This is a genomic window from Virgibacillus aidingensis (assembly GCF_010994035.1).
Taxonomy (GTDB): Bacteria; Bacillota; Bacilli; order Bacillales; family Amphibacillaceae; genus Virgibacillus_N.
Genome location: NZ_WIXN01000032.1, coordinates 20,942 through 29,306 on the forward strand (window position 1 = coordinate 20,942; position 8,365 = coordinate 29,306).

The following is an 8,365-nucleotide window of genomic DNA, read 5'->3' on the forward strand; positions in this document are numbered from 1 at the left end:
TGTACTTGAGAGCGTTTCTTGGGAACATATTCCTTGTTCCCCTTTTGCTCTCAATATAAAACATGCGCCGACCGCATTTATTCTGCATACTCTGTTCATTCACGAAAGCCTATGTTTAAAGAGTCGCTTTATCCTTTTGCTTCAGCTCCTCCAGTTCTCTTCCCAAATATCCGGCTAACTCCAGCATGCCGTATTTCCCGCCTGCTGCTTCTGCTTCACTGTTGTAATTCGTATTTGTATTAATGTCATATGTGTAAATATGACCATCTTTATCCTTGATAAACTCAATGCCAGCAACCTTGATTCCATTTGCCCGAAGCAGCTGTTCATATTTTTCTATGATTGACTCCTTGAAATTCTCAACAATCTGAAACTTGGCCGGTTTGGTATTTTCTTCTCCTGCAGGGCAAAATAAATCATCCACACTGCAGGCATCCGCTGGACATAATTCGAATCCCTCCGATGTATCCACCCGAACAGCGTAGAAAAACTTCCCTCCGATAAACTCACACCTGGTAATATACGATTCAGGGGATTCAATATAATCCTGCAGCAATGTTATACCGTCAACAGGCTCCTCAAACTGATCACTTTCCACATAATCCTCCAAAGCTTGAACAGATTGAAAAAGCTGGACACCCAGCCCTTTTCCTGCACGATTATGTTTTGTAATAAATTTCTTCCCTGCAAATTCCTCTGCTGCTTCCAAAATACGATCTTTCCCCACAGCTGCAATTGTTCTCGGTGTTTGTATCCCAAACTTCTCCAGCTCCAAATATTGCCGTACTTTACTTACTTCCAAATCCAGCACTTTACTTCCATTAATCACAATCCTGCCATGCTGTTCCAGCCAGGAAAGCACAGCACTCGCAAGTTCCGGCGCAAATCGATGGCCGCGTGTATGAGCAGAAGCACTCATTCGACTAAAAAAGATTCCCTCCGGCGGTTCTTTTGTCAGATCGACAGTTCCGCTGTCCAAATGCCAGTCTTCATATGGCAGATCCAATTCTTCCAGTCTCTTGACTAAGTGTTCTGTCCACTCCGCATTTTCATGAATGACATAAATTTTACTCATGGTCCTTCCGCCTTTCCTTTATTTTTTTGATGCAGCTTTTTTCAGTTCTTCCACTTTTGGCATTACTTTTTTTGAAAAACGCTCCAGTTCTTCCAGCTGCGGAGAACATTGCAGCAGTAATAAGTCCACGCCGGCTTCCTCAAAAGCCAAGACCTGTTTGGCAATCTGCTCCGGCGTTCCTATTAAATTTGGGCGTATTCCCCGGTTTGACACGGAATAATCCTGAAGCTTAATTTTTTGTTCCAGTTCGGATTTCGAGGTGAAATCCTTGAATCCGGCATAACCGCTTAAATCTTTAACCGTAGTGATTCTTTCCAATTCCTCCTGTGCTTCTTCCTCTGAATCCCGGCATATGACATAAGCCGCCATTCCAATTGTATGAAAAGGTTCCCGGCCTGCTTCCTGTCTCCTCTTTTTCATATCGGTAATTTTTTCTTTCGCTTCATCCACGGTATGCCCGTGAATGACATAGGCATCGCACAGCGAGGAAATAACCTGTTTTCCTTTTTCACTTTCGCCGCCTGCATAAAGAATCGGATTTGGGCGCTGCAAGGGTTTTGGTTCCAGTTTGGCATTTTCAATCTGATAAAATTTCCCGTCATAGGAAAACGTTTCTTCTGTCCAAAGTCCTTTTAAAATTTCAATAAATTCTTCTGTGCGTGCATATCGTTGATCATGCGCTGTAAAATCACCGCCATATTGTTTCGCTTCTTCGGCCCACCAGCCGGAAACAAGATTCAATGTAAAACGGCCATTACTGATGTGATCAATGTTTGCTGTCATTTTTGCTGTTACGGCAGGGTTATGGAAAATCGGGCGGACTGCTGTCATTATTTCTATTTTTTCCGTCACTGCTGCCAGTGCTGCAGCAGTAGACCATGCTTCAAGCGAATCCTGATCTGTCCCCTTGATGTCATTTAAATATAATTCAGCAATTAATGTTGTGTCATATCCCCATTTTTCCGCTGATTGAATAACTTCTTTCGCATAATCAAATGTAGGCGGCATGCTTTCATTCTCTACATTTCGCAGCCACCCGCCAAAAATCGGCAGCCAAAAACCATACTTCATTTTCTCCACTCCCTATTAGAAAAATAAAAACCCTTTTCCATACAGAAAAGGGACGATACATCTACATTTAAATGTTATTCTCTCCCTTATCTTCCAAGCTTGCTGCTTGATGGAATTGGCACAGTATTCAAGCGGTATACTTAAAAATCCGGCATACTTTGAACCTGTTGCCGAGGTTTCTCCGGGCCATGTCCCTCCACCTCTCGCGATAAGAAAAAATATGTGATTGCTTTTAATCATAAATGGAGTTGACCGGGATGTCAATAAGAAAACCAACTTAACAAATAAGAATTATTGGTTTTTCCGGCATTTAGAGAAGCCTGACTTCAGCCGGGCTCCAATAGTACCGGAAAACCGAAGAATAATATGATTCAGTAAACAAATCAGTTATAATTAAAGTAGTATTCATACCACTTACCTTTATTGGAGGTATCTTATGTCGGAAAGCATTTCAATGCCTGCTTTTAAAACATACATCGAAAAGAAACTGAAGAAAAAAATTATCATCAAAGTAATATGGAATGACCAGGGAAAGTTAACTTTATTCACTACCCCTAACATGAAAATCAGCTCTTTTATATATGATGAAAGAGAAGGCTATTTATTTTATGATCAGGACGGGAAAGAGGTAAATGACCATATCCCCTGTATACTGGCAGCTGAAAATCTCATAGACGGGCAGATTAAGCTCGACAGCAGCCTGCGGATTAATGGAGCCCCTTTAACAAAGGAAGAAAAGACCTTTCTGAAGAAGGAGGGATCAAATGACAAATAAAAAAGCTACCGATCACCTTGGACGTGAGGTGGAATTCGCCTATCCGCCAAAAAGAATTATTTCCATCGTCCCCGGCATTACGGACATTCTTTATTCCCTGGAGCTGGAAAATGAAATTGTGGGGAGAACACGTTATTGTATTTATCCGAAAGAAAAGGTTGCACAGGCAAAAACCATCGGCGGAACGAAAAAAGTGAAATTTGACCAAATCAGAGAGCTGAATCCAGCGCTTATTATTGCCGAAAAAGAGGAAAACACAAAAGAAATTGTGGAGCAGCTGGAAAAAGAGTTTCCGGTTTATGTCTGTGAAATACAAACTGTAGATGATACATTTAAAATTATCGAAGATCTTGGTACGATAACAGATCGCCGAGTGGAGTCGGAAAAGCTGCAGTCTGAAATTGCCACAGCCATCCAGTCTCTTCCGTCGGGCCACGGAAAAAAATACGCCTATATTATTTGGCAGAATCCTTATATGGCAGCGGGATCAGATACGTACATTACCTCTCTGCTGGACAAAATGGGATTCACCAACGCTTTTGCCGATTATGACGGGAGATATCCTGAGGTAACCGAAGAGGATTTCCGAAATGCTGATTTGGATTATATATTTTTGGCCACCGAACCATTTCCATTTCGTGAAAAACATATCCAGCAATTTTCGAAGCTTTTCCCCGATGTTACCGTAATGAGCCTGGACGGGGAGATGTTCTGGTATGGCCCGCGGATGATCGAAGCTGCCCCATATTTTAATAGAGTTCTAAATAAAAGGAGCAGCCTGTAAAGGCGCTCCTTTTAGTACGCAGGAGCAAAACTCATGCGTATATACGGAAGGGAAGTTAAGGATGACCCTCACCAAGTCTTGTTCTGTTTAGGGAAACCTGAAACAGAACAAAGACAAAAACGGACAAAAGGATTCCAAAAATGTATGGCAGCCCGATAAAGACGGAATACAGGAATCCTCCCACCACAGGACCGATAATTCTTCCCAGGGAATCAAAGGAAGATAATGAGCCGGTAACCATCCCGTAGCCTGCCTTTGATTTTTTCGTCAATAATGAGGAGACACTTGGCCGGATAACCCCATTCCCTGCACCGAAAATAGAAAGGAATATAGCCGCCGTGATAAAGTCCTGGATAAACAGGATTAATGCAAAACCAAGCGCCGAAACAATAATCCCGACTTGAATGATCCGCACTTCCCCGAATTTTTTCGTCAATACCCCCATAGATCCCTGAACCGCCGCACTCGCCAGCCCCATAATCATGAAGATATAGCCAAGTGTAACAGCATCAAGCCCTGCCCTTGCTGCCGCAAAATAAGCAAAGGTAGCCTCCAGTGCGGCCAACGATACAGTAATAAAAAATTGCAGAATATAGAGCGTCGCTAAAGGCCCTTGAAAAACATTTTTCCAGGATCCTTTTTTCTGGGCTGCAGCTTTATTTGCCGATACATGGATCGATTCTTTCAGTACAAACAATACAAGAAGCATGGTCAGGAAAGCAACTGTGCCTGCTATGTAAAACGGTGCATCCAGATTAATGTTTGTAAACATACCGCCAATCGCCGGACCAAAGATAAATCCGAGTCCTGTCGCTGCTCCTATAATACCCATTCCTTTTCCCCGGTCATTCTCAGTCGTAATATCCGCAACATATGCCATTACTGTCGGCATATTCGCCGCAGACAATGCACCGCCAATGATTCTGGCAGCAAACAGCATCCAAAGCTGACTGGAAAGAGCCATCATAAAAAAGGAGACCGAAAGCCCAAAAATCCCAATCAGAATGACTGGTTTCCGTCCAATACGATCAGAAATACGGCCCCACATTGGTGCAAAGATAAACTGCATCAGGGAGTAAACAGCCATTAATAAGCCTAATTCAGCCGGGGAAGCCCCCAATTCTTCGGCATAAAATGGAAGGACAGGAATAATAATTCCAAAGCCAACCATGACCAAAAACATCACTATAAAAAGGATTGGCAGTACTTTTTTAAGCTTCAATGTGATTCCACCTCAGTTATTAATGAAAACGGGAAAATTGTAATTTCAAGGAAGTTTTATTCATTCCCTGTTTACAGGGATGCAAATGAAAGGCAAAATCCCATTTCTCTTTTTTACGAAAAAACTTCTATGTTTCCATTTATTTTATCATTACATATAAATGCATAGCCACATTTACTTCTTCCGCAGCCGGAAAGTTTCTCGAAAGTTAATCTTCATCATGGTCTTTTGCTTTTTCAAATAAAGCTTCCGGTATCATCTCAAACCCTTCAATCTCCGCATTTTCTTCTACTTCCAGCATGAGACAGAGTTTTCCGTTCAATTCGACCTGGCGTACATATCTTAAATCTTGCGGACTCACGGAAATATCCGCTATTTTCGTTTTAATTTTAATAGATTTGGAATTATACTTCGGTATGATGTTATTTGCTTTAAATTCATATTTTTCATCGTCAATGACAGTTTTAAAGGCATCCTCTACTTTTTCTGAATCTACATCTTCCACACCGCTGCTTTTCAATACTTTTTCCACGTCCCTGTAATCCAGTCTTGGTGTATCGTCCTCTTCTTCATTCTCTTCCATGACCTGATGAATTTCTTCGTAAACATTGGAAAGGGTCGACGTATTGATTTGATCCCCGGTTACCTTCTTTACGATTTCCTCAAAAACTATTTTATCTTCATGCGCCGTCATTATTTCTTCGGCGTTTAGTACTTCTTCCATAAAATGATAACTCGGCTCATTCGCTTTTCCTGCAGAATAAAGCACACGGTTGACATCTGCAGCATTGTCAGTAAAGCATGGAAAGAGAAATCCGGAAATCGGGGCTTTCAAGTTGATAATAGGATCCACAACAAAGTTATATTTAAACTCTTTTTCCACGTAGTCAAAAAGCAGCTCTTTTTTTGGATCTTGCGTTTTATTCATGCTGCACAGGATGAAGGAGTGAGAATGAACGTTATCCCGCCCGCTTTCATCGTATTCTTCACTGCGGCGTTTCATCGGTTTCATATATTCTCCCCGGATGAATGTAACTACCACATCCATTTCATATTGCTTGTCTTTCAGCATTTTCTCCACCATGCGCAGCATATATGCTTTCCATTCTTCTGTGTCATTGCTTAATAAGCCTTGATGAAGTATGAGCTGGCTGCTGTCTTCTGCGTCACGCCGGAATTTCAATTCGAAAAGTTTTTGATCAAGCTGACCTGTCAGCACCTTCTTAAAATTATCCATAAATAACTCTTTCTGTTCCTCTTCCATCAGTTCAAACGGTAAACTTTGCTGATGATATATTTCGCTGGATTCCTTCATTATGTATACATTATATATCTCATGGATTTTCAGCAGATCATTGTTTATTTTAAATTGCTTTTTTATATTTGCAATATCCTTTTTGTTCAATGTATTCCTCTCCTGTACTCGTTTTCTGGTTGTATGAAACTTTGCTCACATTCTCCCATTCTAACACAAATGGAGTGCTTGGGGCTGAGCTAAAATGCTCTTCCCACCGTAAAAATTTGGGCTTTGATGAATACTTTACCCAGGTAGAGATTTTGGGCTGCGCCAAAATACTCTAATTTCGCAGACATATCCCATTTATGTTATTCCCCGGATTTAGCCGAGCTTTACCGAATATGGAAGAGGGACAGTTACCACTTGTCCGAGTTAGCTTCTCGGAATGGTATCTGTCCCTCTTTATAATTCAATACCTTGTTTTATAAAAGGGATTGCAGATTCAATAAATTCCTCCGGCGCCATGCTGCTATTATTTTTTCTCCATTCCACGGAAGCGCCGTAAATTCCCCAGCTTAACATGGTTGCTGTAAGTTTCAGCGTTTTTTCCTTTTCATTCGGGTGTTTCTTTTGCAGCATCTTGAAAAAAATCACGTAAAGCTGTTCCCTGATGATACGGGCGATCGTATCCTCATATCCGCGATGGCAGCGATGGGATAAGGATTGCTGAAAATCAGCTATGGCTTTAAAGATACTCACGAAATCTTCATTGTTTAACTCACTTTCCCCGTACGTACTGTAATCCAGATTTATCAGTAATACTTCTGATAATGCACGCTCCAGCAGGTCATAAATATCTTGGAAATGGTAGTAGAACGTCGCCCGGTTAATCATAGCCTTTGATGTAATATCCTTTATCGTTATATCCTTGAATTCTTTTTCTTCCGAGAGTTCGATAAAAGAATCCATGATTAATTTACGCGTCCTAAGAATTCGGGGATCCGTTTTTGGCTCACTCATATGAGAAACCCCTCCTATTTTTTCAACAATTCCTCAGTTGTGTTGTATAAACAACATATCCAAGAAACTATTGGTATGGATTTACGTCAATATATACTACAATACAATTATAACAGGTAAAAATACTCAGGCTAGAAATTGAAATAAAGAAGGGTGAAAATATAATGTCTGATAAAAATAATTTAATTTGTGATCCGGAAACTGGGGTATGCGGTCCAGCTGGGGAAGGTGGGGAACTGGAAGTCATCGATTTCAGCCAGCCAAAGAAAACCATTGATTTATACTATGTGACAGATCCAATTTGCTCCCACTGCTGGGCACTTGAACCGACACTTCGCCGATTCAAAGAACAATATGGCGATTATTTCAACTTCCATACGGTAATGGGAGGCTTACTGGAAAAATGGCACGGCGGACCGGTGGATCCTGCGAACGGGATTAACGGACCAGCGGATGTTGCCGGCCATTGGAGAGAAGTCGGGGAACAATCCCGGATGCCGATTGACGGCTCCCTGATGATTGACAATCCGGTGCATTCCTCTTACCCGCCGTCCCGCGTATATAAGGTGATACAAAAACATCACGGCGATGAAAAAGCTTATGAGTACCTGCGGCGCGCAAGAGAGGCACTGTTTGCTTTTAATGAAAATATTGCCGAAGCATCCATAATGACCGAAACCGTTAATCGGCTGGGACTGAATGGAGAAGAAATCGTGGAAGAAGCAGAAGAACAAGGTGGGCAGCAGTTGCTGGATGAAGATTTTGCACTTGCAGGAAGGCTGGGTGCCAGAGGTTTTCCAACCATTATTATGGTCAATAAAGAAAACAAAGGGGTAAGGGTAGTCGGCAGTCGCCCGCTCGAATACTATGTTTCGGGTTTATCACAAATTCTAAATGAAACGCCTAAGCCCAAGGATCAGCCATCCCTATCCAATCTGCTGGATAAAGAAAAACTTCTTTTCGCCAAAGAAATTGAAGTTATGTACGATGTGGACAAATCCGATCTATCCGCTTTCGTACAGGAACAATTAGCAGCAGAAAATTATGAAGAGAAAGAAGTGCTTGGGGAGAAGTATTTAACAAAAGAAAATTGAGAGTGTGACAAAACAATTTGGGTTTGTCAAATAAAGTGTGTAAGTTAATTCTTACTCAAGATATTTTAAAACCCGATCTTTAAGATT

At 41.5% G+C, this 8,365-nt stretch carries 8 protein-coding genes and 1 riboswitch; of the genes, 3 read left to right on the forward strand and 5 right to left on the reverse strand.

All coding sequences use genetic code 11. The features are described 5' to 3' along the window. Positions 1-115: 115 nt before the first annotated feature. Positions 116-1,075 carry an ATP-grasp domain-containing protein gene (locus GHD25_RS18800; RefSeq protein WP_164219765.1) on the reverse strand — a complete coding sequence of 320 codons (960 nt, stop codon included), beginning with the start codon at positions 1,073-1,075 and terminating at the stop codon, positions 116-118. 18 nt (positions 1,076-1,093) lie between these two features. Continuing rightward, complete coding sequence (locus GHD25_RS18805) at positions 1,094-2,146, reverse strand: LLM class flavin-dependent oxidoreductase (protein ID WP_164219767.1); 1,053 nt, start codon at positions 2,144-2,146, stop codon at positions 1,094-1,096. 83 nt (positions 2,147-2,229) lie between these two features. Further along, positions 2,230-2,361: riboswitch (SAM riboswitch) on the reverse strand. 221 nt (positions 2,362-2,582) lie between these two features. Here GHD25_RS18805 and GHD25_RS18810 point away from each other — a divergent pair. Together GHD25_RS18810 and GHD25_RS18815 are read left to right on the forward strand one after the other, a co-directional pair. Then, on the forward strand, positions 2,583-2,921 hold the full coding sequence (locus GHD25_RS18810; RefSeq protein ID WP_164219769.1) for a hypothetical protein: 339 nt from the start codon (positions 2,583-2,585) through the stop codon (positions 2,919-2,921). Then, positions 2,911-3,705, forward strand: coding sequence for an ABC transporter substrate-binding protein (locus GHD25_RS18815; protein ID WP_164219771.1), 795 nt, complete (start codon positions 2,911-2,913; stop codon positions 3,703-3,705). The genes GHD25_RS18810 and GHD25_RS18815 overlap by 11 nt, the downstream gene beginning before the upstream one ends. Before the next feature lie 55 nt (positions 3,706-3,760). On the opposite strand, the gene GHD25_RS18820 is transcribed toward GHD25_RS18815, so the two are convergent. The 3 genes from GHD25_RS18820 to GHD25_RS18830 all read right to left on the reverse strand — a co-directional run bounded on the left by GHD25_RS18820 (position 3,761) and on the right by GHD25_RS18830 (position 7,184). Then, positions 3,761-4,927 (reverse strand): MFS transporter, encoded by a 1,167-nt coding sequence (locus GHD25_RS18820; protein ID WP_164219773.1) that lies wholly within the window; start codon positions 4,925-4,927, stop codon positions 3,761-3,763. A gap of 208 nt (positions 4,928-5,135) precedes the next feature. Beyond that, a complete protein-coding gene (locus GHD25_RS18825) occupies positions 5,136-6,332 on the reverse strand; it encodes a DUF4317 domain-containing protein (protein ID WP_164219775.1) in 1,197 nt (398 codons plus the stop codon). A gap of 294 nt (positions 6,333-6,626) precedes the next feature. Further along, the gene (locus tag GHD25_RS18830; protein ID WP_164219777.1) at positions 6,627-7,184 is read right to left on the reverse strand and encodes a TetR/AcrR family transcriptional regulator; all 558 of its coding nucleotides are present in this window, start codon (positions 7,182-7,184) and stop codon (positions 6,627-6,629) included. 164 nt (positions 7,185-7,348) lie between these two features. On the opposite strand from GHD25_RS18830, the gene GHD25_RS18835 reads away from it, so the two are divergent. Then, a complete protein-coding gene (locus GHD25_RS18835) occupies positions 7,349-8,278 on the forward strand; it encodes a DsbA family protein (RefSeq protein WP_164219779.1) in 930 nt (309 codons plus the stop codon). Positions 8,279-8,365 lie beyond the last annotated feature (87 nt).

Coding starts and splice junctions, on each gene's coding strand:
- GHD25_RS18800 (WP_164219765.1), bottom strand. CDS start 1,075: ATGAGTAAAATTTATGTCATTCATGAAAATGCGGAGTGGACAGAACAC.
- GHD25_RS18805 (WP_164219767.1), bottom strand. CDS start 2,146: ATGAAGTATGGTTTTTGGCTGCCGATTTTTGGCGGGTGGCTGCGAAAT.
- GHD25_RS18810 (WP_164219769.1), top strand. CDS start 2,583: ATGTCGGAAAGCATTTCAATGCCTGCTTTTAAAACATACATCGAAAAG.
- GHD25_RS18815 (WP_164219771.1), top strand. CDS start 2,911: ATGACAAATAAAAAAGCTACCGATCACCTTGGACGTGAGGTGGAATTC.
- GHD25_RS18830 (WP_164219777.1), bottom strand. CDS start 7,184: ATGAGTGAGCCAAAAACGGATCCCCGAATTCTTAGGACGCGTAAATTA.
- GHD25_RS18835 (WP_164219779.1), top strand. CDS start 7,349: ATGTCTGATAAAAATAATTTAATTTGTGATCCGGAAACTGGGGTATGC.